The organism is Streptococcus henryi DSM 19005 (assembly GCF_000376985.1).
Taxonomy (GTDB): domain Bacteria; phylum Bacillota; class Bacilli; order Lactobacillales; family Streptococcaceae; genus Streptococcus; species Streptococcus henryi.
Window position 1 is genome coordinate 161,580 of sequence record NZ_AQYA01000037.1, and the last position, 24,736, is coordinate 186,315.

A 24,736-nucleotide genomic window follows, 5' to 3' on the forward strand; every position below is an offset into this window, starting at 1 on the left:
CTACCTTTCATTTTACAAATCTCTATTGAAAATGTTATAATGTAATGTAACGCTAAAATGGGGAGGTGGTGCCATGGCAATCGATAAAGAGATGATCGCTGAGATAAAAAACAGTGTGAATATTGTTGATGTTATTGGTGAAGTGGTCAGCCTTACAAAAGCTGGACGAAATTACCTAGGTCTGTGCCCTTTCCACAAAGAAAAAACACCGTCTTTCAACGTCATTGAGGATCGTCAATTTTTTCACTGTTTTGGTTGTGGTAAATCAGGTGATGTTTTCAAATTTATTGAAGAGTATCGTCAAGTTAACTTTTTAGAAAGTGTTAAAATAATAGCAGAGCGAGCTGGTATTGCGGTTCAGGTTGAAACAACACCTCAACCAAACAGACGTCTGCATCCTAATCAAGCTCTTTTGGACATCCATCAAGACGCTGCAAAGTTTTATCATGCTGTTTTGATGACAACTACAATTGGTCAACAAGCGCGTGCTTATTTAGCTGAACGTGGTTTAACTGATGACTTGCTTGAAGTTTTTAACATTGGTCTGGCTCCAGATGAGGCTGATTTTTTCTATCGCCAAATCAGCGCGAAGGATAAGTATGATGAAAATACTTTAGCTAATTCTGGCTTATTTAACTTTTCTGAAGAAAACAATCGTTTTTATGATGCCTTTCGTAATCGAATTATGTTTCCTTTAACAAATGATTCGGGGCAAGTGATTGCATTTTCGGGACGAATTTGGACAGAGTCTGATGTGGAACGGAAGCAGGCTAAATATAAGAACTCTCGTTCAACCCCCATTTTTAACAAATCTTACGAGATGTACCATCTCGATAAGGCTAAGGCGGTAGCAAGTAAGCAACATGAAGTCTACCTTATGGAAGGTTTTATGGATGTCATAGCAGCCTATAAAGCTGGTGTTGAAAATGCTGTTGCTTCTATGGGAACAGCTTTAACGCCTGAGCATGTTCAGCACCTCAAAAAATTCACTAAGAAAGTCGTACTGACTTACGATGGTGATACTGCAGGACAAAATGCGATTGCTAAATCATTAGAAATTTTGTCTGATATGCAAGTTGAGATTGTTAGAATCCCAAATCAGATGGACCCTGATGAGTTTTTACAAAAAAATTCTCCAGAAGCTCTGGGACAACTCTTGCAACAGTCTCGTGTATCAAGTATTGAATTTCTGATACACTATTTAAAACCTGAAAATATTGATAATCTTCAAGCTGAAATTGCATTTGTTGAGCGAATCGCAAAAATTATTGCTGCCTCTCCTTCAATTACAGCTCAAAATGCTTATATTAATATGGTAGCTGAACTTTTACCTGACTATGATTATTTTCAGGTTGAGCAAGCAGTTAACAATGAGAGGCTTTCTAACCGCTCTGCTATTTCCCAAGAAGCAAGACTTCAAAGCATGAGGGTTGTGGAGTTACCTGTCTCTAAGGCAATGACTGCACTTGTAAGAGCAGAAAGTCAGTTGATGCATCGCTTATTACATCATGCTTATCTTTTGAATGAATTTAGACATCGACAGGATTTTATTTTTGATACAGCTGAATTACAAATATTGTTTGAACTGTTGAAAAAGCAAGGAGAAATTACCACAGTTGATCTAAATCAAATGGAAGAAAATGTGCGTCAGATGTATTATCGTGTTTTGGAGGAGAATTTACCAGAAGAAATTGCGAATAATGAAGTTGAGGCAATTGAAAGTCGTCGTAATCAATTGATTCAAGAACGAGAACTGCGAAAGCAAAGTAAACAAATTCGGGAATCAAGTAATCACGGTGATACAGATCAAGCCTTGTTGGCATTAGAACAACTTATTGCACAAAAAAGAAATATGGAATAGAGGATCTTATGGCAAACGAAAAAGAAATTACTACATTTAACGTCCAAGTTGCAGAATTTATCCGCGGTCATAAACAAGCTGGTACAGCTATTGACGATGAAGTTACTGAAAAATTAGTCATTCCTTTTGGTTTAGACGCTGATAAAATTGATGATCTTTTGGAACGTTTGACAGATGGCGGAATTTCTATCACGGATAAAGAAGGTAATCCGTCTACAAAATATGTTGTGGAAGAACCACAACCCGAAGAATTGACTGATGAGGAATTGTTAGGTTCAAATTCAGCTAAAGTCAATGACCCAGTTCGTATGTACCTAAAAGAAATTGGGGTTGTTCCTCTCTTGACCAATGAAGAGGAAAAAGAGTTAGCTGTCGCTGTTGCTGCTGGAGACCTTCAGGCTAAACAACGATTGGCAGAAGCTAACCTTCGTTTGGTTGTTTCTATCGCTAAACGCTATGTTGGTCGTGGTATGCAATTTCTTGACTTGATTCAAGAAGGAAATATGGGTCTCATGAAGGCCGTTGATAAATTTGACTACTCAAAAGGTTTCAAATTCTCAACTTATGCGACATGGTGGATTCGTCAAGCCATCACACGTGCTATCGCTGACCAAGCCCGCACTATTCGTATCCCTGTTCACATGGTTGAGACGATCAACAAGTTGGTCCGTGAACAACGTAACTTGCTTCAAGAGTTGGGACAAGATCCTACTCCTGAACAAATTGCAGAGCGTATGGACATGACGCCAGATAAGGTTCGTGAAATCCTTAAAATTGCTCAAGAGCCAGTTTCTCTTGAGACGCCAATCGGTGAAGAAGATGATAGCCATCTTGGTGATTTCATTGAAGATGAAGTCATTGAAAATCCAGTTGATTACACAACTCGTGTTGTTCTCCGTGAACAATTGGATGAGGTGCTTGACACTCTTACAGACCGTGAGGAAAATGTTCTCCGTCTTCGTTTTGGACTTGATGATGGTAAAATGCGTACACTTGAAGATGTTGGTAAGGTATTCAACGTAACTCGTGAGCGTATTCGTCAGATTGAAGCAAAAGCCCTGCGTAAACTTCGCCACCCAAGTCGCAGCAAACAGCTCCGCGATTTTATTGAAGATTAATTAGTGAGGTGACTATGTCAGAACTTAAATATACTGAAGAAGAAGTAGCTAAAATCAAGGATCGTATCCTCGAAACACTAGAAATGGTTATTGATCCAGAATTAGGAATTGATATTGTTAATCTTGGATTGGTTTACGAGATTCGCTTTGAACAAGATGGTCGTACAGAAATTGATATGACATTGACAACGATGGGATGCCCTTTGGCAGACCTCTTGACTGACCAAATTCACGATGTTATGAAAGAAGTACCAGAAGTAACAAATGTTGAAGTTAAGTTAGTTTGGTACCCAGCTTGGTCTGTTGATAAAATGAGCCGCTACGCTCGTATCGCCCTAGGTATTCGATGAAATAAAATGCCAGCTTTTCAGTGAAAAAGCTGGTTTTTTTTATTCTCAAAATTTTTCTGAAATACTAAGTGATAATTGCTTGAAAATGGCTTGAAATAGTGATTGTAAACGCTGTTTTTCTGTGATATAATTCACTTGTAAGCTGACAAATTCTCTGTTTAAGTATTATTGATAACATTTGACTGACGGTGTGATTTCATTTAAGTAAATGACTTCTAATACCAGACTTTAAATTATTCTAAATTTAAAGGGAGATTATTGTGTCAGCATCTAATTTATAAAAGGAGGTGCATTGGGGGAATAAAGTACTTGTTGGGTTGGGAGGTCACTTGTCATAGAGTGCCTCATGTTTTGGGATTATTGAAAGAGGAAAAAATGAAAAGATTTGCAAGATGGTTTATTGGTTTAACAGTCTTTGTGACTTTGTTTGTTGGTCAATCAGTGCTAGCTGACACCCCCATGTACAGGGTTTACAATCCAAATTCAGGGGAACATTTTTATACAGCATCAACTTATGAGCGCGATTCCTTAGGAAGAATAGGCTGGCATAAAGAAGGAGTTGGTTGGCTCGCACCTTCTAGTGGACAAGCAGTTCACCGACTCTATAATCCAAATAGTGGAGACCACCATTACACCCTTTCAGGTGGTGAAAAGAACCATTTGGTTAAATTAGGGTGGCGTTACGAGGGTATCGCATGGCAGTCTGGCGGAACAGTGCCAGTTTATCGACTTTACAACCCAAATGCAAGAACAGGTACTCACCACTACACCCTATCAGCGGGTGAAAGAGATTCTTTAGTAAAAATTGGCTGGCGCTATGAGGGAATTTCATGGTATGCGATAGGAAACGGTGCAGAATATGCAGATGCTAACAGTTACTCACCAGTGAAAAATAGTAATAGTGGTTCAAATTCCAGCGGAGGTTCAACTGTTGGTGTAAATCCAGATGGAATGGTTTTTGTAGCTAGAAATGGTGAAGCAGACGCCTATTGGTATCGTATTGAAAATATGCCTTATAATACAAATTTTAATAGAGTGATTAAGATGAGTGAGGCAGATGCACTAGCTAGTGGCAAACATCATTCAAAAACAGAATAATCTGGAATAAAAGAAATGACAAAAAGCATTAATTGAAAATAATAATTTCATAAAATTAAGAGAGGGCAATAATGTCCTCTCTTTTGAGAATAAAAGATGAATTTTCATCCTTTTTTCGGTATAATGAATAAGAATATAAACTGAAGGAGTCAGAATATGATTTTAGTTACTGGAAGTAATGGTCAGCTCGGTACAGAGCTCCGCTATTTACTTGATGAAAGAAATGAAGAATATGTGGCGGTTGATGTTGCCGAAATGGACATCACAAATGCTGAAAAAGTTGACGAGGTCTTTGCCCAAGTGCAACCATCTTTGGTATATCACTGTGCAGCCTATACAGCGGTTGATGCAGCAGAAGAGGAAGGTAAGGAACTTAACTACGCTATTAACGTGACAGGGACTGAAAATGTGGCTAAAGCTGCAGCTAAATATGGTGCTACTTTAGTTTACATCTCAACAGACTATGTCTTTGATGGCGAAAAACCAGTAGGACAAGAATGGTTGGAAACTGACACACCAGATCCTAAGACTGAGTACGGCCGTACAAAACGTCTTGGTGAAGAAGCTGTTGAAAAATATGCGGATAAGTTCTACATTATCCGTACCGCTTGGGTTTTTGGTAATTACGGTAAGAACTTTGTCTTCACCATGCAAAATCTTGCAAAGAACCACCCACGTTTGACTGTCGTTAACGATCAGCACGGTCGTCCAACATGGACACGTACGCTTGCTGAGTTTATGTGCCATTTGGCTGAAAATCAAAAAGAGTTTGGTTACTACCACTTGTCAAATGATGCAACAGAAGACACAACATGGTATGACTTCGCTGTTGAAATTCTAAAAGATACTGATGTTGAAGTAGCACCAGTTGATTCATCAGCCTTTCCAGCTAAGGCAAAACGTCCACTTAATTCAACAATGAATTTGGACAAAGCAAAAGCAACAGGCTTTGTCATTCCAACTTGGCAAGAAGCATTAAAAGAATTTTACCGTCAAGGTGAAAAATAATCTCACAAAAATCAAATAATTTTAGAAGCAGGGAAAACCTGCTTTTTCTTTGTTCTTATGATATAATAGTTTAACTAAAACTATTGAGAATAAAGTATTTGAAAGGAAAAAGGGCAGTTTGTGTTTGCTTTGAAAGCCAAATTGAACTCGGGCGGAAAACTCGGAATTTAGATAAACTGTCTAGGAAATCAGGATTTCCTGTCAGTTTCCTAAAATTCGGTCGTTTTCTGTCCGCCCTTAGTATCTTATATTATGTACGTAGAGATGGTTGATGAGACTGGTCAGGTCTCTGAGGCGATGATGAAGCAAACCATAGAGTTGCTTGATTTTACAGCTGAAAAGCTTGGCAAAGAGAATAAGGAAATGGCAGTGACTTTTGTAACCAATGAGCGCAGCCATGAGTTGAATTTAGAATACCGTGACACTGATCGTCCAACGGATGTTATCAGTCTGGAATATAAGCCAGAGGTACCTTTTGCCTTTGATGAAGAAGATTTGGCAGAAAATCCTGAATTGGCAGAGATGTTAGATGAATTTGATAGCTATATTGGTGAGCTATTTATCTCAATTGATAAAGCTCATGAGCAAGCTCAAGAATATGGACATTCTTTTGAACGTGAAATGGGATTTTTAGCAGTACACGGCTTTTTGCATATTAACGGCTACGATCACTACACACCTGAAGAAGAAAAAGAAATGTTCACCCTACAGGAAGAGATTTTGACAGCCTATGGACTTACGCGACAATAATCCACAAAAAAAGTGGAAAAACATGGATTTGGTGGCCAGTATGGAATTTGCCATAACTGGTGTCATTACGGCTTTTAAAGAAGAACGCAATATGCGTAAGCATCTCGTATCAGCTATTCTAGCGACACTTGCCGGACTCGTTTTCCAAATTTCGGCGATGGAATGGCTCTTTTTGATGCTGGCCATTTTTCTGGTTATTTCATTTGAAATTATCAACTCAGCTATTGAGAATGTTGTAGACTTAGCCAGCAATTACCATTTCTCAATGCTGGCAAAGAACGCTAAAGATATGGCAGCAGGAGCAGTTCTCGTCATCTCAGGCTATGCTGTCGTGACAGGACTCATTATCTTTGTGCCAAAAATTTGGCACTTGATTTTAGGAAAATAGCAGAGCGCAGCCATTTATCAAAAAATATTAAATTATAAAAATAGAAAAGAGAATTTATGACTTTTAAATCAGGCTTTGTAGCCATCTTGGGTCGTCCAAATGTTGGGAAATCAACCTTTTTGAATCATGTCATGGGGCAAAAAATTGCCATCATGTCTGATAAGGCCCAGACAACTCGTAACAAAATCATGGGAATCTATACCACAGAAAACGAGCAAATTGTCTTTATTGACACACCAGGGATTCACAAACCTAAAACAGCGCTTGGTGATTTCATGGTAGAATCAGCTTACTCAACTCTTCGTGAAGTTGAGACAGTGCTTTTCATGGTTCCAGCTGATGAAAAACGTGGTAAAGGTGATGACATGATTATGGAACGCCTTAAAGCTGCTAAAATTCCGGTAATCCTAGTCATCAATAAAATTGATAAAGTTCATCCAGACCAACTTTTAGAACAAATTGACGATTTCCGATCACAAATGGATTTCAAAGAAATTGTTCCAATTTCTGCTCTACAAGGTAACAATGTTGAAACTCTCATGACAATCCTCAAGGACAATCTTGAAGAAGGTTTCCAATATTTCCCTGAAGAGCAAATCACTGACCACCCAGAACGTTTCTTAGTATCAGAGATGATTCGTGAAAAAATCCTTAAATTAACTGAGCAAGAAGTGCCTCACTCAGTTGCTGTTATTGTCGAATCAATGAAGCGTGATGAAGAAACGGATAAAGTTCATATTCGTGCAACCATCATGGTAGAACGTGATAGCCAAAAAGGTATTATCATCGGAAAACAGGGAGCTATGCTCAAGACAATCGGTAAAATGGCCCGCCGTGATATCGAAATCATGCTTGGTGACAAAGTTTACCTTGAAACTTGGGTCAAAGTTAAGAAAAATTGGCGCGATAAGAAGCTTGACTTGGCAGACTTTGGATACAACGAAAAAGAATATTAAGACTATAAATGAGGGCGAGAACATATTAATGTGTTCTCGTTTTTTATATATCAATTGAATAAATGATGAAGGGATTTTGTTCAAGTAACGTTGAGAAAAATCATGTTATAATATAAGTAAATGGTGTATTAGATATAAATAAAAATATTAAGGAGTTCATATGTCCCGTTCTGAAAATGTTATTTTAACCAATATGTGCCTGATTGAGGATGGTCAGGGTAATATCGTTATGCAAATCAGGGATTCTGATAGATACGATTGGTCTGGAGCAGTTCTGACTGGAGGGCACATAGAAAATTTTGAGTCCTTGTATGCTTCAGTGGTTCGTGAGGTTTATGAAGAGACTGGTTTGACAATTTTTCATCCAAGACTAGTTGGCATGAAACATTTTCATCTTCGAAAGACAGGTCAACGCTATTTAGTTTTTCTCTACAAAGTAACGGAATATCAGGGGAAGCTGAGAGACTCTGAGGAAGGGAAAGTTGTTTGGATCAGTCGCAAAGACTTGGAAAAAGGGCGTATTGAACTCGCGGAATCAATGACTGAAACCTTGCAAGTCTTTGAGAGCAAAGATATTTCAGAGTTGTTTTACGAACGAGATGAGTCAGATGATTTGCAGCAATATTATTTTTGAATTTTAGACAATCACTATAGAATAATGGAGAACAAATGACACAAGATTACATTTCATATATTCGCTCCAAGGTTGGACATGACAAGATAATACTCAATTTCGCAGGTGGAATCCTTGCTAATGAAGAAGGGGAAATTCTTTTGCAACTGCGTGGCGATAAGAAAACATGGGCAATTCCAGGCGGGGATTGTGTCATAATAATGACAGGTGCTTAAAACGCTGTTAAATCAAGGATTTGAGCGTTCTACAATCTGTCATTAAGGAGGAATTTTTTAGATTTTATAAATAATATCGCTTTAGCGAGAACTTTTTAATAAGTGTTCTCGCTTTTTTAGTTTCAGGAGGAAAATCATGCAAAAGAATGAACAGTCATCACGACAAATTGTGATGTGTCATCTCATGGCTATCATGAGAATCGATATCAATAAAGCGAAGCGGATAGTTGCTGAAATGGAGGAGAACGGACTCATTCAATTTGATGAGTTAGGAAATATCGGTTTATTAGTGTTGGAGGGACAATCATGAAACGTATCACCGCAAATCACTATCAAACGTCAGAGCGTTACTATAAGCTCCCAAAACTCTTGTATGAGAGTGATCACTATAAGGGCATGAAACTCGAGGTGAAGGTTGCTTATGCTGTTCTAAAAGACCGTTTGGAATTGTCATTAAGTAGAGGGTGGATAGATGAGGATGGGGCTATTTATTTGGTCTATTCCAACTCCAAACTCATGGCACTACTTGGCTGTTCCAAATCTAAGTTACTTGCTATCAAGAAAACCTTACGAGAGTATGGTTTGATAGATGAAGTCCAACAGTCTTCCAGTGAAAAAGGACGCTTGGCCAACAAGATTTATTTGGGGGAGTTAGAACATGAACCTACCCCAGTCTCAAATTCAGACGGGGGTAGTGTTCAAAAAACACTAGGGGGGTGTCAAAATCAGCCGGGGCCAGTCTTAAAATCAGCCACTAGTGAGACTGAAGTTAGTGAGACTGATATGAGTGAAACTAAAGAGAGTGAGTCAGTCATTGAGGACGAGGAGGAGAAAGAAAGTCTAACAAGTAAGAAATGTGACAATGACAATTTTCAACGTAAAGTAGACCGAGTCACAAGATACGACAGAGATTACATTTGGGGCTTGGTACATGATCAGTTGAGACAAGTTGGTCTATCACAGGCTGCTAGTGATTATGCCATGATTTATTTTGATCATCGGTATCAGTACGCTTTAGAGAATATGAGGTTTGCGGACAGAACAGAAACGATAGCGGAATACGTCTTTAATGGCGTCTTATCCGAATGGACCAAGGTCCAACGCTTAAAAGAACTAAAAGGGGGTGAGTAAGATGTTTTGGTGGATATTATTAGGTATTTGGGGATTAGGAATGATTTGGTTCATTTTTGAACTTATCACTGCCCCAGAAATGGAAGATCATTGTTAAGAAAGGACGTTACGCAAGAAGTAAGGTCCTTTTTAATTTTGTCAGAAAGGAATGAGAGACATGAAGTTTTTAGATTTGTTTGCAGGAATTGGAGGCTTTCGACTGGGGTTAACTCGTCAGGGCCATGAGTGTATTGGCTTTTGTGAGATTGACAAGTTTGCGAGGAAATCTTACAAGGCCATCTATGAGACCAAAGGAGAAATAGAATTTCATGATATTAGACAAGTCACAGATCAGGACTTTAGACAACTTAGAGGGCAAGTGGACATCATCTGTGGGGGATTCCCTTGCCAGGCATTTTCACTCGCAGGCAGACGATTGGGATTTGAGGATACTAGGGGAACTTTGTTCTTCGAGATTGCTCGAGCGGCCAAACAGATCCAACCACGTTTTTTATTCCTCGAAAATGTCAAGGGCTTACTCAGTCACGACAAGGGAGAGACATTTCGAACAATCCTCACCACATTGGATGAGTTGGGGTATGATGTCGAATGGCAGGTGCTTAACAGTAAAGATTTCCAAGTGCCGCAAAACCGTGAAAGAATTTTTATTATCGGACATTCTAGAAGATACCGTCCCCGATTCCTATTTCCTCTCAGAGGAGAAAACAGCTCAGCTGGTCTTGAACGATTAGGCAATGTTAATCCGTCAGGCAAAGGGATGAATGGAGAAGTCTATTTATCACGTGGGATAGCACCAACCTTAACAAGAGGAAAAGGAGAAGGAACTAAAATTGCCATTCCAGTTTTAACCCCTGATAGGCTAGAAAAACGCCAACATGGGAGACGCTTTAAAGGGAACGATGATCCGATGTTTACTTTAACTAGCCAAGATCGGCATGGTGTAGTTGTCGCAGGAACCTTACCAACAACGTTTGTGCAGACTGGACGAGTTTATGACCTTTCAGGGCTTTCTCCAACGTTGACCACGATGCAAGGAGGGGATAAAGTTCCTAAGATTCTTTGTCGTGAAGAAGCGCCACATTTGAAAATTAGGGAAGCGACCAAACTAGGCTATGCCAAGGCAATAGTGGGAGATTCTGTCAACCTTGCTTACCCAGAGTCTACCAAACGCAGAGGACGAGTGGGAAAGGGGATTTCAAATACTTTGACCACTTCTGACAATATGGGAGTGGTAGTTGCTGCTTTGGAATACCGTAAGGACAAGTGGTATGAAGTGACTGGAATAATCCTAGATGGAAAACTGTATCGTTTGAGAATCAGACGCCTAACCCCTAGAGAGTGTTTTAGACTTCAGGGGTTTCCTGATTGGGCTTATGACAGAGCTGAGAACGTATCCAGTAAAAGTCAGTTGTATAAACAAGCAGGCAATAGCGTGACCGTCACCGTTATTGAAGCCATTGCTAGAGAATTTAGAAAGATTGAAGAGGAAGAAGAACATGAAATTATTACATAGTAAAAGTATATTGGACTGCTCAGATCTTGAGTTAGAAATACATTATGCTGAAACAGAACGACAGGATAGCCTAATTGCTAGTCTACCAGACTATGATTGTGATGTCATGGTCGTCTACGAGGATAGTTACCACAAAGAGAAAATTCCACCAAAGCTGTTTGAATCAAATCTTAAGAATTATCAAGAATTTATTCAGAATGAGGATCTTAAAAATGGTGGGGATGCCTTTTTAACAGATGAAAATCATTTAGCATTCAGAACTTATGGTCAGTTGTACAAATACAAAGGTCAATATGAAATGGTCCAATGTCTTATAACAATTAAATGCTACGGTGAAGGCATGTCACCTATTGATATGAGTAAGGTGTTTACCCCACCAACTCAAGCATTAGAGAAGGAGCTATCTGTGTAGGAGGAAGCGATGTTAGAAATCTATTTAAGTCGAAATAACAGTCGGAATCAGAAACTCCTATCTTTTTGTGACTCGCATGGTATTTCCTACTCCTGTAAAGAAGTGAGTCATATATCACGTGAGGAATTACTGAGGTTGTTTACCAAAAGCAGTGATTGTTTTACGCTCTTATCCCCCTCGCTACAACGATTTAAAGGTCATAGAGAGATGAAATTGAGTGAGTTAGTGACGTTGGTACTACGGAAACCTGACCAGAATCTTCGTCTCCCACTTGTGGTTTGTGAGGACAAAGTGTATCCCGATATGAGTTTAGAAGAAGCAAGGACCTTTCTTCCGAGAAGTCAAAAAGTGGTTTCCTTTCGTGAACATCTTTTTAAAGACCTGGTGACATAAGGAGGAGTTATGAACGATCGTTTTTGGGAAAATTTGGAAATTATCGTTATGGAAAAAGGACTGTCATGGGCTGACCTTGCTCGACAGATGTTTAAGGGCCAATACGTCTACCCTAGTGAGTTTAACCGTCTCTACCAAACCTTTCGTCACTACAAATCTCATCGTCTCATGCCACAAGGCAAATGGGTGGAGAAAATAGTGACTGTCTTAGAGATTGACTATGAAGACTTGTTTAGGAGATAGTGATGAAACGACTATTAGTGATGTACGGAGCCATTCATGTCAATGTCCTCCTAGTGAGTTTGTACCTGGTTGGTTGGCTAAATGGGGCATGGTTACCTGTTTTACAAGTGACGTTTCTAGCCCTGCTATTGTGGAGCTGGAAAAGGTACCAGATACCTAAAAGAAACCTATCCTTGAAGGAGAGAGGAATTTGGTTACTTGGTAGTCTTGGTGTCATGGTAAGTATTGCTCTTATTATGAGTGCCATGTTTTCAAGCAGTGAGGCAAATCAAGAAACGTTAGTGACTGTTCAAAATCAGATTCCTGTTCTGTCCTTTATTCTTTTTCTCCTTAATGCCAGTGTTGTGGAAGAAGTCTTTTATAGAGAGGTGTTGTGGGGAGTCTTGTCTCAACCAGTGGTTCAAGTGTTGTTAACGAGTTCCCTTTTTGCTTTAGCCCACCACCCCTCTAGTTTATTCACTTGGGTGCTATATGGGAGTTTAGGTCTCACACTTGGTGTGGTTAGAGGACAAACAGACTGCTTGAGCTCAACTCTCGTTCACCTGTCTTGGAATGGAATCGTCTTTTTCCTATCTTTATTGTGATACCAAAATCAAGGGTGCTTTCGTATCATGAAAGCACCCTATTGTTTTGATGGGGAATCATATAAAGGAGGAAATGATGCCATCCGAACAACAGGAACGCCAAGCGATTCAATATGCGGAACGGAGTGCTATGTTTACGGTGAAGGTCCTTCTCAAACTCTTAGAGTGGTCAGCCAGACACGCCCTAGCACAAGAATCGGCTTATAAAATTGGGGTTCAAAAGTTAGAAGAACTCCTTCAAAGTCCTTATGCCATTGAGTCGCTTAATATCTCAAAAGACATCTTGGATAAACCCGTTGATGTCGAGAAATTCAAGGAATTGGTGGAATCAGAAAACCTTCCTATTGCCATTAGTTGGCTAGGAGACTACCTGCATTTCTATGCTAAGGATAAGTCGCTCTTAGACAAGCACTTAGATGAGTTGCTTCAGAAGTTGATTTCCAATCCAGAAAAACTGAAAGGGTTAACTATGGATAAAACCCTTGATGAGGAAATCGCACAAGCCAAGGAACAGATTGTGATGTCAGAACCCTCTGCTGTGAAAACAAAGGAGGTCATTCTCTAATGGTCTCAGGGAAAAAAGCCTTTATTTTTGGCATATTAGGACTTGCTCTTGGCTATTTCTGCCATCGGCTAGTCTTGCTTTACGATAGCCTACCTAATCAACCGCCCTTGGAACGCCTTGCCTATCTCTTAGGCGAAGGACAGAATCAGGTCTTAAATCCCTTGTGGAATGGTCATTTTACTGGTAGATCGGTTTTAGGCTTTTGCTTTGGTCTTGTGACGATGGGCCTAGTGTATCTTTATGTCTCAACTGGTCAAAAGGTTTACCGAGAGGGGGCTGAATATGGCTCTGCTCGCTTTGGAAACAATCGTGAGCGTAAAGCCTTTCTCAGTAAAAATCCCTTTAATGACACTATTTTGTCACGTAATGTTAGGCTAACCCTGTTAGAAAAGAAAGCCCCACAGTTTGACCGAAACAAGAACCTTGTGGTCATTGGTGGGTCTGGTAGCGGGAAGACTTTTCGGTTTGTCAAACCTAATCTGATTCAGCTCAACTGTTCCAATATTGTCGTTGACCCTAAGGATCACTTAGCTGAAAAGACAGGGAAGCTCTTTTTAGAGCATGGCTATCAGGTCAAGGTCTTAGACCTCGTAAACATGACCAACTCAGATGGTTTTAATCCTTTTCGTTATGTGGAAACGGAGAATGATTTGAACCGTATGCTTACGGTCTATTTCAATAACACTAAGGGCAATGGTAGTCGCAGTGATCCCTTTTGGGATGAAGCTTCCATGACCTTAGTCCGTGCGATTTCCTCTTACTTGGTGGATTTTTACAATCCTCCAGGTAGCACCAAGGAAGAAGCAGACAGTCGTCGTAAGCGAGGGCGTTACCCCTCTTTTTCTGAAATTGGAAAACTCATCAAGCTCTTATCCAAAGGAGAAAATCAAGATAAGAGTGTCTTAGAAGTGATGTTTGAGACCTATGCCAAGACATATGGGACAGAAAACTTCACCATGCGTAACTGGGCAGACTTCCAAAACTACAAGGATAAGACCTTGGATTCAGTAATTGCCGTCACAACAGCTAAGTTTGCCCTCTTTAATATCCAATCTGTCATTGATTTAACCAAACGTGACACCTTGGACTTAAAAACATGGGGAACGCAGAAAACCATGGTCTATCTCGTTATTCCAGATAATGACACTACCTTTCGCTTTCTCTCAGCCCTTTTTTTCTCCACCGTCTTTTCAACCTTAACGAGACAAGCTGATGTGGACTTCAAGGGACAATTGCCTATTCATGTTAGAAGTTACTTAGATGAGTTTGCGAATGTCGGTGAAATTCCAGACTTTGCGGAACAAACCTCAACAGTTCGCTCACGGAACATGAGTCTCGTACCCATTCTTCAAAACATTGCCCAACTTCAAGGGCTCTATAAGGAGAAGGAGGCTTGGAAAACCATTCTAGGAAACTGTGATAGCTTGCTTTATCTTGGAGGCAATGATGAAGAGACCTTCAAGTTTATGAGTGGTCTCTTAGGCAAACAAACCATTGATGTGAGAAGTACCAGTCGGTCGTATGGCCAAACAGGGTCTGGGTCAACGTCTCATCAGAAAATCGCAAGGGATCTCATGACCCCTGATGAAGTCGGAAACATGAAACGTGATGAATGCTTGGTGAGAATTGCAGGGGTTCCTGTCTTTAAGGAAAAAAAGTATTTCCCCTTGAAACACAAAAACTGGCAATACCTGGCGGATAAGGAGTCAGATGAACGTTGGTGGCATTACCACATTGACCCCCTCAAAACAGAGGACGTTCCGTTTGAACCCTCAGCCCACAAGGTTAGGGATTTAAGCAAAGAAACCACACTACACTAATAGAAAAGAGGAATCGTATGAACCAAAAATTAACAGGCTTTGTTTATGGCGTGGACGCTAGTTCCATGTTTGCCCAAGCCATGGCGCTCTTACAAAAAGGAATGGTTGCGACAGGCGCCTTTCTTGTCGTCATGGGTATCATAAACCTGTCAACCAATATCAAAGATGGTGGACCTGGTGTCCGCAATGCCATCTTAGAAATTGTGGGTGGTGTTATGGTAGGTGCCGCCGGTGCCTTCATCACCCAAATTACCATTTAGGAGGGCTAAGTATGACATGAACAACACATTACCTTCAGCTTTTGTCTTTCTAGCGTCAGAGAAAATTTCGAGCGATAGCCTTTTTGAAGGCTTTAACGTGGACTTAGAATCGACGGCCAACTTGGTTAAATCCCTTGCAGATTATAACCCAACCGTTTGGTCTTATATGTCAGCGATCACAAAAGGAATCATGCAGCCCTTGGGAGTGGCTATTTTAGCCGTTGTGTTAGTCCTTGAGTTTTCTAAGATGGCTAAGAAAATCGCCAACTCAGGTGGTGCCATGACCTTTGAAGCCATTGCTCCTATGATTGTCTCTTATATCATGGTGGCAGTGGTCATTACAAACACCACTGTTATTGTAGAAGCTATCTTAGCTGTTGCTTCTCACATCATTGAAGGCGTAGCTGGTGTCGTTTCTCATGGGGGAACGACTTATGAGACTATTTCAGGACTTAAAGGGTCAGGAATTATTGGAAAACTCATTGTTGGCTTTTTTGCCATTCTGATATGGTTAGTGCGATTGGTTAGCGTGATGGTGGTGAATCTCCTTATTACTATTCGCTTTATCCAACTTTATCTCATGATTCCATTTGCGCCTCTAACGATTCCGACTTTCCTTAGTGATGACTGGCGAAGTGTTGGGATTGGCTACCTGAAAAACATCATGGTCTATGCCCTCCAAGGGGTCTTGATTTTCTTAATCATCTCCCTTGTTCCCCTCTTTGAATCAGCTGGGAAATTGGCTCTCTCAAATGGTGCGGGAGTGATGGATACGCTAGCGACTGCATTTGGTGGTTTAGTCCAGGCTATTTTATTGATCATTGCCTTGGTGGGCAGTCAACGGACTGCCAGAAGTATCCTAGGCATGTAAGGAGGATTGGGAAGGACGTTCCTCCCAATCTTTTTTCATATTCATCTTAGATTGGAGTCTTATGAATACACGTGTTTTTAAGGACATCACAAAAGTCCAACATAGGGCTTGGCTAGGCTTTACCACACGACAAGTCATCTTTGTCTTGCCAGCCATTGCCATTACCATCCTGATTTTAGGGTTAAACCTCTTTTATTGGCAATTTGGGGATTGGTTTGTCTACGGACTTATCTTTACCTTTACCATTCCCCTCATGTTATTTGGGGTCTATCGCCCTAATGACTTACCTTTTGAAACGTATCTTAATTATAGATGGCATTATGAAATGACCATACCAGACCGTACACTAACTGGACAGAAAGGAATACGCAATGAAAAAAACAAACCACTCAATGAAACCAAAGACCTCTTCTAAGCACAAGAAGACACGTAAACCAAAAGAAGAAGTGCTACCAACAACTGTTAATACGCTTCTTTACCAAGGCCTTTTTCCTAATGGTCTCATGCAAGTCACCCCAGATTATTTTTCCCAGTCCTATCTTTTAGGGGATGTCAATTACCAGACGGTGGGACTTGAAGATAAGGGAGCGATTATGGAAACCTATTCCGATTTGATTAACAGTTTGGATGACAAGACCAATTTCCAACTTACTATTTTTAACCAAAGGGTCAACTTGGATAAGTTTAGAAAGGGTGTCTTGTATCCTTTTCATGAGGATGGGTATGATACCTATCGTGAAGAACTCAATCGTATCATGGAGAATAACTTAGAAGCTGGAGAAAATAACTTTTCAGCGGTTAAGCTCATTTCTTTTGGGAAGTCAGACCAAAATCCGAAACTCGCTTATCGCTCTCTGTCTCAGATTGGGGAATACTTTAAGAGTGGTTTTTCTGAAATAGATGCGAACTTTACTCTCCTCAGTGGAGAAAGCCGTGTGAATCACTTAGCTGATATGTTGCGTGGGGAAAATCATTTGCCCTTTACCTATCAAGACCTGGTACGTTCAGGACAAACAACTAAGCACTTTATTGCCCCAACCAGTCTGTCCTTTAAGCACAAAAATCATATTGAAATGGATGATAGACTGCTTCAGATTGTCTATGTTCGTGACTATGGGATGGAGTTGGGGGATAAGTTCTTACGAGAACTCATGCAGTCGGATTTGGAAGTGATGATTAGTCTCCATGCTAAAGGGTCAGCCAAGTCAGAAGCCATGACCAAGCTCCGTACCAAGAAGACTTTGATGGAATCGCAAAAAATTGGGGAACAACAAAAGATGGCACGATCTGGCGTTTATCTTGAAAAGGTTAGTCAGGTCCTAGAAAGTAACATCGATGAAGCCGATGAGCTGATTAAAACCATGACGCAAACAGGCGACAAGCTCTTTGACACCCTCTTTGTGATTGGGGTCTTTGCGGATAACGAAGACCAATTGAAACACTCCCTTGATATTATCAAACAAGTGGCAGGTTCTAATGACCTTGTGATTGATAATCTGACCTATATGCAGGAAGCTGCCTTTAATAGCTTATTGCCATTTGGCAAGAACTACCTTGAGGGTGTGTCACGGTCTCTTTTGACCTCAAACATTGCCGTGAACTCCCCTTGGACCTCTGTTGACCTACAAGATAAGGGAGGGAAATTTTATGGGATAAACCAGATTTCAAGTAATATCATCACCATTGACCGTGGGAAACTCAATACCCCATCAGGCTTGATTCTAGGGACATCGGGTGCTGGTAAGGGGATGGCGACCAAGCATGAAATCATCTCAACCAAGTTAAAAGAAGCAGAGAGTGATACCGAAATCATCATCGTTGATCCCGAAAATGAGTACAGTATCATTGGTCAAGCCTTTGGTGGGGAAAGTATTGATATTGCGCCTGACTCTACCACTTTCTTAAATGTTTTAGACTTATCCGATGACAATATGGATGAAGACCCTATTAAGGTCAAATCAGAATTTCTATTGTCTTGGATTGGGAAACTCTTAGACCGAAAAATGGATGGTCGAGAAAAGTCCTTAATTGACCGTGTGACACGGTTGACCTACAAGCATTTTGAGATACCATCTCTCGTGGAATGGGTCTTTGTTCTCTCTAAACAACCTGAACAAGAAGCTAAGGACTTAGCCCTTGATATGGAGCTTTATGTGGAAGGCTCACTCGATATTTTCTCACACCGAACCAACATCAAAACGGATAGCCATTTCCTCATTTACAATGTTAAAAAGTTAGGGGATGAATTGAAGCAGATTGCCCTCATGGTGATTTTTGACCAGATTTGGAATCGTGTGGTTAAAAACCAAAAACTTGGCAAGAAGACCTGGATTTACTTTGATGAAATGCAGCTTCTGTTGTTGGATAAGTACGCTTCTGATTTCTTCTTCAAATTATGGAGCCGTGTTCGTAAGTATGGAGCCATTCCAACAGGCATTACTCAAAACGTAGAAACCTTACTTCTTGATGCCAACGGGAGACGTATTATCGCTAATAGCGAGTTTATGATACTTCTAAAACAAGCTAAAAGTGACAGAGAAGAGTTGGTTCATCTTTTGGGTTTATCTAAAGAACTTGAGAAATACTTGGTTAATCCAGAAAAGGGAGCGGGATTGATTAAGGCAGGCTCAACGGTTGTTCCCTTTAGAAATAAAATCCCACTTCAAACCCAACTCTTTGACATCATGAGTACCGATCCAGAAAAGATGAGGGGTGAATCATGACAAGAGAGCAACAGAAGGTCAAGGTTGCCCGTAAAACCTTTCAGAGTAGTTTAAAGGCTAGCCGTATCCATTACCGCAGGGAGAAGAAGGGGTTAAAACGCTCACTTCCTAAACGACGCTTTATCATGCGCCGAGCTGAGAAAGCTGAAACAAGGGAACAACGACAGACCTTAAAACAAACCTATCAGGAGGAAAAAGATCTAGCGACAGATACCTTTAAGGAAGCGATCGCCTATGTGTCTCCCAGATGGCTAAAGGCTAGGGAAATTAAGAAGTATCGGCTTCCTCAAGCCAGACAGCGCCTAGCAGTAGCAAGAAAACACTTGGCAGAGGTCAAGATGGCCGAAAAAGAGGAGAAAGCCACTTCTAAGTTTACCGATCAGAAAAAGCCAACAGAATCAAAAACGTCACGGTTTCAGTTTCAAAAAGAAAAACCTCTTGAACGCCTTCAGGCAGAAAAAGAGGTCAAATCAGCTAAGCGTGACGTGAAACAACTGAAAAAAGCACATCAGTTTAAGAACCCCTCGACTAAGGTCAAACGAGGATTACGCTATGTCGCCTCAGAATCACTGGATGTAGTCGCTCAAGATGATGACTTAGAAGGTATCCGAACCGTCAAGGATCTGAGTATAAAAAGCAGACGCTATGGGAGATTTACTTATCAGTCAGGAAAACTCCTTGTCAAAAGTGGGCAGACAGGTCTTCGGTTTACTAAGACGAAAGCCGCTCATAGTAAGGAGCGGTATCAGAACTTTAAAAAGGGAAAAGGGTTCACCCGACAGAAGCCCTTAAAGCCCAAAAGGCGATACCACACCTTTCTCAAGCAAGCTAGAAGGCACAGTGTGTCAGGAATAACAGGGGTTATTCAAGCGATTAAGAATAGCCTGACCTTATTTTCATCGATTGCCCTTAATCCTATGACTTGGGTCGTGTCAGGCCTCTTGTTTTTCTTGCTTTTGATGATGAGTTTTGTTATAGGAATTTCAGGAACCACTCTCATTCAACAGGATGAGAGTGAACTGACAAAAGCCTATACGCACATGACGTGGGAAGATGCGGAAAACACCCGGACCAACCCCACTGGCATTACCTACTACACCAAGATTGATGACGTCATGGGCTTTATGAATCTCAAGTATCAAGATTATGCTTTAGAAGAAATCATGGAAGAAGGGGATAAAACCTATCAAGCCTATTTGAGTCAACTTTGGCAGGACTTAAACGGTGGGGATTCTTTAAAATCCATGCTTGAGTTAAGTAAGGAGCCTGCCTATAAGCTCTCTGATGACGATAGAGAAGACTTAAAGGAATTAAGTGAGGAAGGCACCTACCTTGCCCTCCAAGAATTGGATAATCCATTTCAGGGACAGACTGAAGACGATGCGCTTACCATGACAGTCCGCTATGGCTATGAGGTGATTGATGACAAGCCAACGCTTCATCATAATATCATTTTAGAAGCTAAAGAAAATCAAGTGATTGTGGCTCCCATGGATGGTAAGGTTTCCCTAGATGGCGAGAACATTATCATCACGTCAGGTAAGGGACTAAACAAGTCTCAATTGACCTTGTTTAATATCCATACTGGTCGAGTGAGCGATGGCCAAAAAGTCCAAGCAGGGGAAGTGATTGGTCAAACCAAGGATGGATCTGGTCTAAAAGTGACCTATCAAAAGGTTGACGATGATTCAGAGAAACTGGTTTACGCCAATCCAGCCTTTTACTTTTCTAAAGTCATTCAACTCCAAACGACGATTCTCCCTACCATTGGTCAATTTGGAGGCGATGAGTTTGCGAGAGCCAAAGCTATCTATGAGTATTTGAAGAGTCAAGGAGCGACCAATCAAGCCATTGCGGCTATTTTAGGAAACTGGTCAGTAGAATCTTCTATCAATCCTAAACGAGCTGAAGGTGACTATTTATCGCCTCCTGTTGGGGCAAGTGCCAGTTCTTGGGATGATGAGGGCTGGTTGTCCCTTAATGGTCCAGCTATCTATAATGGCAGGTACCCGAATATTTTAAGACGTGGCTTAGGCTTGGGGCAATGGACAGATACTGCAGATGGGTCACGCAGACATACTTTATTATTAGAGTATGCCAAAGGGAAAAATCAGAAGTGGTATGACTTAGGCTTACAACTGGATTTTATGCTCCATGGGGACAATCCTTACTATACCAACTGGTTAAAAGACTTTTTCAAAAATTCAGGTAGCCCAGCCAGTCTTGCCCAAGTCTTTCTCATTTATTGGGAGGGAAATAGTGGTGATAAACTCCTAGAACGTCAAACGAGAGCTACAGAGTGGTATTACCAAATTGAGAAAGGCTTTAGCCAACCAAATGGTGGAACTGCTCAAAGTGATCCAAAAGCGCTGGAAGCAGTTCGAGGAGACCTTTATGACAATTCCGTTCCAGGTGGAGGTGACGGTATGGGCTATGCCTATGGGCAATGTACGTGGGGAGTAGCTGCTCGTATCAACCAATTGGGATTGAAACTCAAAGGCCGAAACGGTGAGAAAATCCCAATCATCAGTACCATGGGTAATGGTCAAGATTGGGTGGCAACAGCAGCACGTCTTGGTGGAGATACAGGCAAGCAACCAAAAGCAGGAGCGATTATTTCCTTTGCGGGAGGAGGTCATGGATCGCCAACAGAATACGGTCATGTCGCCTTTGTCGAGAAAGTTTATCCTGATGGTTCTTTCCTCATCTCAGAGACCAATGTTAATGGTAATCCTAACTATACATTCCGTAAATTATCAGGAGTCGATAGTACAATTAGCTTTGCCTATACGACGAAATAGAAAACAATATGCTAACGATTTAACAATTTGTTAGCATATTGTTTTGTTTGTGATTGATTTTTTATAAATAATATGCTAACATTGTAGTGAAATGTTAGCATATTATTTAGGAGGTGGTAATGTGGATTTGTTAGAGAAACCTGTCTATAATTACATAAAAAAAAATCATGGAGTTATAACTTTTCGTGATATAGAAGAGCTTAACTTTTCTTACCAACAACTGAATCAATTGGTCTCAAAAGGTAAAGTGGAATCAATTGAAAGAGGGATTTATCATCTGCCTGATACCTATATTGATGATTTCTTTAGTTTACAGTATCGTTTTCCAAAAGGAATTTATTCCTTAGAAACAGCACTATGGTTACATGGCCTTTCCCTCACTGTTCCATTTGAACCTGTGATGACTTTTCCTTTTGGGACGAACACGAGGCTAATGAAAGAAGCTGGTGTTAAGCCGATTGTTGCTAGAAATCATCATGAAATCGGTATTATAAAACTAGAGCGACAGGCTGGACAGTTTATCTCAGTATATGATATGGAACGAACTTTGGTAGAGTGTTTGAGAACAGCCTATCATGTTGATGTTCAAGTCATTGCTCCAGCGTTTCAAGCTTATTTCAAAAAAGGAACTGTGAATTATGCCAAGATGTATCACTATGCAAAACTATTTAATGTCACTGAAAAGCTACAATCTTATGTGGAGGTTTTGTCGTGAAATTTTCAAATGCTAATAGTTTCAAAGCGAAAATTAAGAATATCGCAAGAGAAAAAGGGATACCTGCTCAACAAGTTCAGCAGAACTATTTGATTGAGAAAATCTTAAAACTCATCTCTGAAAGTCGGTATAAAGATTCTTTCATTGTGAAAGGTGGATTCCTTATCGGACAGATGATTGGCTTAGATAAACGAACAACTATGGATTTAGATGTTACTTTGAAAGGCCAACCTCTTAGCGAGGAAAATATTCAAACAATCTTCAAAGAAATTGTAAGTCAACCTTCCGAAGGTTTTCAATTTGAAGTTGATATGTTAGAGCCAATTCGACAAGATGATGAATATGGGGGCTTTACCCTCAAACTCAAGGCGACATTCGATACCCTACGTGAAGTTGTCTTTATTGATATAACAACAGGTGATCGGATAACACCACGAGAAATTACTTATCAATTGCAGTCTGTTTTTTCAGAGAATAAACTAGAAGTTTGGACTTATAATTTAGAAACTGTTCTTGCTGAAAAATTAGAAACGATTATTCGTCGAGGAGCTGTTTCAACTAGACCTCGTGATCGCTATGACCTCTTCACATTATATCACCTTCGAAAAGATGAGATTGATATCCCAATATTGAAAACTGCTCTAAACAATACTGCTAAGAAAAGAGAAAGCTTAGATGTTTTGACAAATTGGGAAAGTCAACTAGAGGAAATCCGCAGCTCTGATTACCAGAAACAGCTTTGGTCTCGCTATCAAAAATCATTTAGGTATGCCAGTGAAATTAGTTTTGAGGAGTCGATAGAAGTGGTGGCAATTATTTTAAATCAATTAGGAGTTAGTAGTGTATGCTGACAGGAACTTTGAAGATGATGGGTTATGAATTTTTCTTTACATTTGATAAAGAAAAGTTATCCTTGATTCCTAAAGAAGAGAAAGATTCGATTAAGTATTCTTGGTTTCATAAAAAATTGGAAACTGGGGGATATGCTTGGCCTGGAGATCCTAAATTTGTAGAAGAAGACTTTCTTTATGGACGTACAAATGAAACAAATCAAGTTATTACATTTCTAACAAATAAACACATTCAACTTCATGAAAACAATGGTGTTATTACTGTACCGTTTTTGGCCTATTTTTTTAGTGACTCTGAAAGACCGATGATTAGTCGGATATCTTTCAGCGGGTTAGAACTAAACTATATTCATCCAATCAATCATGCTTTTGAAATTTCGTATAAGCCTGAAGAACATGATGGAAAAATAAAAATTAGTACCTATGATTTTGACTCCACAACGACAAAAGAACAGAAGTTTACCGTTTTTGGAAAAGAAGTTCAAGTTTATTTCGGAATTACAAGGACAACGAGTCTATCTATTGAAAAACCACCTCTAACCCTATCATCGTCAATGGTTTTTTATTTTGAAGAAACTCAAGATTATTCTTTTATACTAGAATTAAATCGTATTGCAAAAGAGTTTATCCAATTTCTTTGTAATCGTAGAAATATTAGTTTTACTAAGATTCAATTGTCAAGTAGGGAAAGTAATGTTAGACAATACGTTGAAATTGGAGAAGATATTGAGATTGAAATGAAGCCATTGAAAGATGGAAGATATATTCAACAAAAATATATTGCTGGTTATGAGGGGAAGATATTAAATGACATAGCTGAAAATAATCTATATCTCAGACATCTAGGTAAGAGTTTTAGTGATAGTCGGATAATTGATGCTGCCAGTTTTGTGCTAAGAACTGCTGCCTTTGAATGGGAGTTTAGCAAACTATTTTCAGAAGATAAATGGAAAAGTGATCAAAGAAAAAGACTGGAAGAGGAAGTCAGCAAAGAATTGGAGTGTTTAATTGAAACCTCAACAGGTAAAAAGAAAAAAATTTACAAAGATCTGAAAAAATCAGTTATTTCTTATCTATCTCTTTCTCAAAAGATTCATCAAATATTTGAAGAATACGGGGAGAGAATACTAGATATATTTGGTTGTTATATGTATAAAATAAACAATATCTCTTTTGATCATTCTAAAATCGGAGAGAGGATTGGCAAGCAATGAAATAATTTTGCCCACGGAAATTTAGATAAAGAATTTATAAATGAGTCTTTGCTAGATGTAGTGTTCCTTGAACAAATTGTCCTAGCTATGCAACTACAATATTTTGGAATAGATGAGATAGAAACCCCAAAAATTATAAATGAAGTATTTCACCATAATTTGGCAATATAGAGTGGTTCTGGGAGGGTCTGATGCGTCAGTCCTCCCCTTTTTTATAGGGATTTTCAGAAGCTATCGGTAGTGCTACCGATAGCTTTTTTCT

At 39.9% G+C, this 24,736-nt stretch carries 25 protein-coding genes and 2 pseudogenes; all 27 read left to right on the plus strand.

Translation table 11 applies throughout. The features are described from left to right. Positions 1 to 73: 73 nt before the first annotated feature. The 27 genes and pseudogenes from dnaG (at position 74) to F601_RS12580 (ending at position 24,645) form a co-directional block, all read left to right on the plus strand. Positions 74 to 1,861 (plus strand): DNA primase, encoded by a 1,788-nt coding sequence (dnaG, locus tag F601_RS0110840; RefSeq protein WP_018165711.1) that lies wholly within the window; start codon positions 74 to 76, stop codon positions 1,859 to 1,861. Between the two features lie 8 nt (positions 1,862 to 1,869). Continuing rightward, entirely contained in the window at positions 1,870 to 2,979 is a 1,110-nt protein-coding gene (rpoD, locus tag F601_RS0110845) for an RNA polymerase sigma factor RpoD (RefSeq protein ID WP_018165712.1), read from the plus strand. A gap of 14 nt (positions 2,980 to 2,993) precedes the next feature. Further along, on the plus strand, positions 2,994 to 3,329 hold the full coding sequence (locus F601_RS0110850) for a metal-sulfur cluster assembly factor (RefSeq protein ID WP_018165713.1): 336 nt from the start codon (positions 2,994 to 2,996) through the stop codon (positions 3,327 to 3,329). A gap of 375 nt (positions 3,330 to 3,704) precedes the next feature. Beyond that, a complete protein-coding gene (locus F601_RS13570) occupies positions 3,705 to 4,427 on the plus strand; it encodes a hypothetical protein (protein WP_018165714.1) in 723 nt (240 codons plus the stop codon). Between the two features lie 156 nt (positions 4,428 to 4,583). Then, a complete protein-coding gene (rfbD, locus tag F601_RS0110860; RefSeq protein WP_018165715.1) occupies positions 4,584 to 5,435 on the plus strand; it encodes a dTDP-4-dehydrorhamnose reductase in 852 nt (283 codons plus the stop codon). A gap of 252 nt (positions 5,436 to 5,687) precedes the next feature. Then, positions 5,688 to 6,185 (plus strand): rRNA maturation RNase YbeY, encoded by a 498-nt coding sequence (gene ybeY, locus F601_RS0110865; RefSeq protein ID WP_018165716.1) that lies wholly within the window; start codon positions 5,688 to 5,690, stop codon positions 6,183 to 6,185. After that, a complete protein-coding gene (locus F601_RS0110870) occupies positions 6,166 to 6,573 on the plus strand; it encodes a diacylglycerol kinase family protein (protein WP_018165717.1) in 408 nt (135 codons plus the stop codon). The genes ybeY and F601_RS0110870 overlap by 20 nt, the downstream gene beginning before the upstream one ends. Before the next feature lie 56 nt (positions 6,574 to 6,629). After that, positions 6,630 to 7,529: a GTPase Era gene (era, locus tag F601_RS0110875; RefSeq protein WP_018165718.1), complete on the plus strand. Its 900-nt coding sequence runs from the start codon at positions 6,630 to 6,632 to the stop codon at positions 7,527 to 7,529. A 160-nt stretch (positions 7,530 to 7,689) separates the two neighbouring features. After that, positions 7,690 to 8,163: an 8-oxo-dGTP diphosphatase gene (locus F601_RS0110880; protein ID WP_018165719.1), complete on the plus strand. Its 474-nt coding sequence runs from the start codon at positions 7,690 to 7,692 to the stop codon at positions 8,161 to 8,163. Between the two features lie 35 nt (positions 8,164 to 8,198). Continuing rightward, a pseudogene (locus tag F601_RS0110885) lies at positions 8,199 to 8,348 on the plus strand (DNA mismatch repair protein MutT); the annotation flags it as partial. Between the two features lie 166 nt (positions 8,349 to 8,514). Beyond that, a complete protein-coding gene (locus F601_RS13335) occupies positions 8,515 to 8,688 on the plus strand; it encodes a hypothetical protein (RefSeq protein WP_018165721.1) in 174 nt (57 codons plus the stop codon). Then, a complete protein-coding gene (locus tag F601_RS0110895; protein ID WP_018165722.1) occupies positions 8,685 to 9,509 on the plus strand; it encodes a replication initiator protein A in 825 nt (274 codons plus the stop codon). The genes F601_RS13335 and F601_RS0110895 overlap by 4 nt, the downstream gene beginning before the upstream one ends. 157 nt (positions 9,510 to 9,666) lie before the next feature. Then, the gene (dcm, locus tag F601_RS0110905) at positions 9,667 to 11,022 is read left to right on the plus strand and encodes a DNA (cytosine-5-)-methyltransferase (RefSeq protein WP_018165723.1); all 1,356 of its coding nucleotides are present in this window, start codon (positions 9,667 to 9,669) and stop codon (positions 11,020 to 11,022) included. Beyond that, the gene (locus F601_RS0110910) at positions 11,006 to 11,434 is read left to right on the plus strand and encodes a hypothetical protein (protein WP_010730330.1); all 429 of its coding nucleotides are present in this window, start codon (positions 11,006 to 11,008) and stop codon (positions 11,432 to 11,434) included. Before dcm ends, F601_RS0110910 begins: the two co-directional genes overlap by 17 nt. 9 nt (positions 11,435 to 11,443) lie before the next feature. Then, the gene (locus F601_RS0110915; RefSeq protein ID WP_018165724.1) at positions 11,444 to 11,827 is read left to right on the plus strand and encodes a thioredoxin domain-containing protein; all 384 of its coding nucleotides are present in this window, start codon (positions 11,444 to 11,446) and stop codon (positions 11,825 to 11,827) included. Between the two features lie 9 nt (positions 11,828 to 11,836). Then, a complete protein-coding gene (locus F601_RS0110920; protein WP_000999831.1) occupies positions 11,837 to 12,070 on the plus strand; it encodes a hypothetical protein in 234 nt (77 codons plus the stop codon). Between the two features lie 2 nt (positions 12,071 to 12,072). Further along, entirely contained in the window at positions 12,073 to 12,654 is a 582-nt protein-coding gene (locus F601_RS0110925) for a CPBP family intramembrane glutamic endopeptidase (RefSeq protein WP_018165725.1), read from the plus strand. A gap of 76 nt (positions 12,655 to 12,730) precedes the next feature. Further along, positions 12,731 to 13,219, plus strand: a complete 489-nt coding sequence (locus F601_RS0110930) for a hypothetical protein (RefSeq protein ID WP_018165726.1) — start codon at positions 12,731 to 12,733, stop codon at positions 13,217 to 13,219. Then, complete coding sequence (locus tag F601_RS0110935) at positions 13,219 to 15,039, plus strand: VirD4-like conjugal transfer protein, CD1115 family (protein WP_018165727.1); 1,821 nt, start codon at positions 13,219 to 13,221, stop codon at positions 15,037 to 15,039. The genes F601_RS0110930 and F601_RS0110935 overlap by 1 nt, the downstream gene beginning before the upstream one ends. 17 nt (positions 15,040 to 15,056) lie before the next feature. Further along, a complete protein-coding gene (locus F601_RS0110940) occupies positions 15,057 to 15,299 on the plus strand; it encodes a hypothetical protein (protein ID WP_001072180.1) in 243 nt (80 codons plus the stop codon). A 16-nt stretch (positions 15,300 to 15,315) separates the two neighbouring features. Next, positions 15,316 to 16,170: a VirB6/TrbL-like conjugal transfer protein, CD1112 family gene (locus F601_RS0110945; RefSeq protein ID WP_018165728.1), complete on the plus strand. Its 855-nt coding sequence runs from the start codon at positions 15,316 to 15,318 to the stop codon at positions 16,168 to 16,170. Between the two features lie 61 nt (positions 16,171 to 16,231). Continuing rightward, complete coding sequence (locus F601_RS0110950; RefSeq protein ID WP_001097594.1) at positions 16,232 to 16,585, plus strand: PrgI family protein; 354 nt, start codon at positions 16,232 to 16,234, stop codon at positions 16,583 to 16,585. After that, positions 16,542 to 18,893 carry a VirB4-like conjugal transfer ATPase, CD1110 family gene (locus F601_RS0110955; RefSeq protein WP_018165729.1) on the plus strand — a complete coding sequence of 784 codons (2,352 nt, stop codon included), beginning with the start codon at positions 16,542 to 16,544 and terminating at the stop codon, positions 18,891 to 18,893. The genes F601_RS0110950 and F601_RS0110955 overlap by 44 nt, the downstream gene beginning before the upstream one ends. After that, positions 18,890 to 21,694 (plus strand): phage tail tip lysozyme, encoded by a 2,805-nt coding sequence (locus tag F601_RS0110960; protein WP_018165730.1) that lies wholly within the window; start codon positions 18,890 to 18,892, stop codon positions 21,692 to 21,694. The genes F601_RS0110955 and F601_RS0110960 overlap by 4 nt, the downstream gene beginning before the upstream one ends. A gap of 121 nt (positions 21,695 to 21,815) precedes the next feature. Then, entirely contained in the window at positions 21,816 to 22,409 is a 594-nt protein-coding gene (locus F601_RS0110965; protein WP_010730322.1) for a type IV toxin-antitoxin system AbiEi family antitoxin domain-containing protein, read from the plus strand. Beyond that, complete coding sequence (locus F601_RS0110970; RefSeq protein WP_018165731.1) at positions 22,406 to 23,260, plus strand: nucleotidyl transferase AbiEii/AbiGii toxin family protein; 855 nt, start codon at positions 22,406 to 22,408, stop codon at positions 23,258 to 23,260. Before F601_RS0110965 ends, F601_RS0110970 begins: the two co-directional genes overlap by 4 nt. Further along, positions 23,254 to 24,645: pseudogene (locus F601_RS12580) on the plus strand (hypothetical protein). The gene F601_RS0110970 and the pseudogene F601_RS12580 overlap by 7 nt, the downstream one beginning before the upstream one ends. The last annotated feature ends 91 nt before the right edge of the window (positions 24,646 to 24,736 follow it).

Coding starts and splice junctions, on each gene's coding strand:
- rpoD (WP_018165712.1), top strand. CDS start 1,870: ATGGCAAACGAAAAAGAAATTACTACATTTAACGTCCAAGTTGCAGAA.
- dcm (WP_018165723.1), top strand. CDS start 9,667: ATGAAGTTTTTAGATTTGTTTGCAGGAATTGGAGGCTTTCGACTGGGG.
- F601_RS0110880 (WP_018165719.1), top strand. CDS start 7,690: ATGTCCCGTTCTGAAAATGTTATTTTAACCAATATGTGCCTGATTGAG.
- F601_RS0110935 (WP_018165727.1), top strand. CDS start 13,219: ATGGTCTCAGGGAAAAAAGCCTTTATTTTTGGCATATTAGGACTTGCT.
- era (WP_018165718.1), top strand. CDS start 6,630: ATGACTTTTAAATCAGGCTTTGTAGCCATCTTGGGTCGTCCAAATGTT.
- F601_RS0110895 (WP_018165722.1), top strand. CDS start 8,685: ATGAAACGTATCACCGCAAATCACTATCAAACGTCAGAGCGTTACTAT.
- F601_RS0110915 (WP_018165724.1), top strand. CDS start 11,444: ATGTTAGAAATCTATTTAAGTCGAAATAACAGTCGGAATCAGAAACTC.
- F601_RS0110850 (WP_018165713.1), top strand. CDS start 2,994: ATGTCAGAACTTAAATATACTGAAGAAGAAGTAGCTAAAATCAAGGAT.
- F601_RS0110930 (WP_018165726.1), top strand. CDS start 12,731: ATGCCATCCGAACAACAGGAACGCCAAGCGATTCAATATGCGGAACGG.
- ybeY (WP_018165716.1), top strand. CDS start 5,688: ATGTACGTAGAGATGGTTGATGAGACTGGTCAGGTCTCTGAGGCGATG.
- F601_RS0110920 (WP_000999831.1), top strand. CDS start 11,837: ATGAACGATCGTTTTTGGGAAAATTTGGAAATTATCGTTATGGAAAAA.
- F601_RS0110960 (WP_018165730.1), top strand. CDS start 18,890: ATGACAAGAGAGCAACAGAAGGTCAAGGTTGCCCGTAAAACCTTTCAG.
- F601_RS0110870 (WP_018165717.1), top strand. CDS start 6,166: ATGGACTTACGCGACAATAATCCACAAAAAAAGTGGAAAAACATGGAT.
- F601_RS0110940 (WP_001072180.1), top strand. CDS start 15,057: ATGAACCAAAAATTAACAGGCTTTGTTTATGGCGTGGACGCTAGTTCC.
- F601_RS0110955 (WP_018165729.1), top strand. CDS start 16,542: ATGAAAAAAACAAACCACTCAATGAAACCAAAGACCTCTTCTAAGCAC.
- F601_RS0110925 (WP_018165725.1), top strand. CDS start 12,073: ATGAAACGACTATTAGTGATGTACGGAGCCATTCATGTCAATGTCCTC.
- F601_RS13335 (WP_018165721.1), top strand. CDS start 8,515: ATGCAAAAGAATGAACAGTCATCACGACAAATTGTGATGTGTCATCTC.
- rfbD (WP_018165715.1), top strand. CDS start 4,584: ATGATTTTAGTTACTGGAAGTAATGGTCAGCTCGGTACAGAGCTCCGC.
- F601_RS0110910 (WP_010730330.1), top strand. CDS start 11,006: ATGAAATTATTACATAGTAAAAGTATATTGGACTGCTCAGATCTTGAG.
- F601_RS0110945 (WP_018165728.1), top strand. CDS start 15,316: ATGAACAACACATTACCTTCAGCTTTTGTCTTTCTAGCGTCAGAGAAA.
- F601_RS0110950 (WP_001097594.1), top strand. CDS start 16,232: ATGAATACACGTGTTTTTAAGGACATCACAAAAGTCCAACATAGGGCT.
- dnaG (WP_018165711.1), top strand. CDS start 74: ATGGCAATCGATAAAGAGATGATCGCTGAGATAAAAAACAGTGTGAAT.
- F601_RS13570 (WP_018165714.1), top strand. CDS start 3,705: ATGAAAAGATTTGCAAGATGGTTTATTGGTTTAACAGTCTTTGTGACT.